Here is an 815-nt window from a genome sequence, read left to right on the forward strand (position 1 = left end):
GGCTGTGTCAGAAGAACTTGGCTTGCGGCGGGGCAGGGGGCTGAGTAGCCTTCCCCGATGACCAAACGCTCGCCCTTCAAGTACTTCAAGACGTCACCCGAAATCATCCGCCTGGCGGTGATGATGTACATCCGCTTTCCTCTTTCGCTCCGGAACGTCGAGGACCTGCTTCATGAGCGGGGCGTCGATATCTGCCACGAGACGGTGCGGTTCTGGTGGCACAGGTTTGGCCCGATGTTTGCGTCGGAGATCCGCAAACGGCGGGTCGGGGGCATGCGCTCAAGTCGCTGGCGCTGGCACCTGGACGAGGTCTTTGTGAAGATCAATGGGGAGCGACACTACCTCTGGCGGGCCGTCGATCATGAAGGCGAGGTTCTTGAGAGCTTCGTGACCAAGACGCGCGACAAGAAGGTGGCATTGAAATTCCTGAAGAAATCTCTGAAGCGGCACGGCCGCGCGGAGGAGATCGTAACGGATCGTCTGCGATCCTATGGGGCAGCGCTGCGTGAACTCGGCATCAGCGAAAGACAGGAGACCGGCCGCTGGGAGAACAACCGCGCGGAGAATTCGCACCAGCCGTTCCGAAGACGAGAGCGGGCGATGCTCCGCTTCCGGCGGATCCGAACGCTACAGAAGTTTGCCTCCGTCCACGCCTCGGTCTCCAATCACTTCAATCAGGAACGCAGCCTCTCCTCCCGAGTCCATTTCAAACTGAACCGCGCCGCCGCTCTCGCCGAGTGGCGCCAGCTCGGCGCGGCATAAGGGACAGCCATCCTGTCCTTGTAGAGACGAGTTCGCATTTGTCTGCCAGCACC

At 60.7% G+C, this 815-nt stretch carries 1 protein-coding gene; it reads left to right on the top strand.

All coding sequences use genetic code 11. The annotated features are described in order from the left end of the window. Positions 1–57: 57 nt before the first annotated feature. Positions 58–762: an IS6 family transposase gene (locus tag OEZ71_RS20215; protein ID WP_263741902.1), complete on the top strand. Its 705-nt coding sequence runs from the start codon at positions 58–60 to the stop codon at positions 760–762. Positions 763–815: the final 53 nt, after the last annotated feature.

It is taken from the genome of Albidovulum litorale (assembly GCF_025751495.1).
Classification (GTDB): Bacteria; Pseudomonadota; Alphaproteobacteria; order Rhodobacterales; family Rhodobacteraceae; genus Albidovulum; species Albidovulum litorale.

Excerpts from the sequence above, each read along its gene's own strand:
- OEZ71_RS20215 (WP_263741902.1), top strand. The coding sequence starts at position 58 with ATGACCAAACGCTCGCCCTTCAAGTACTTCAAGACGTCACCCGAAATC.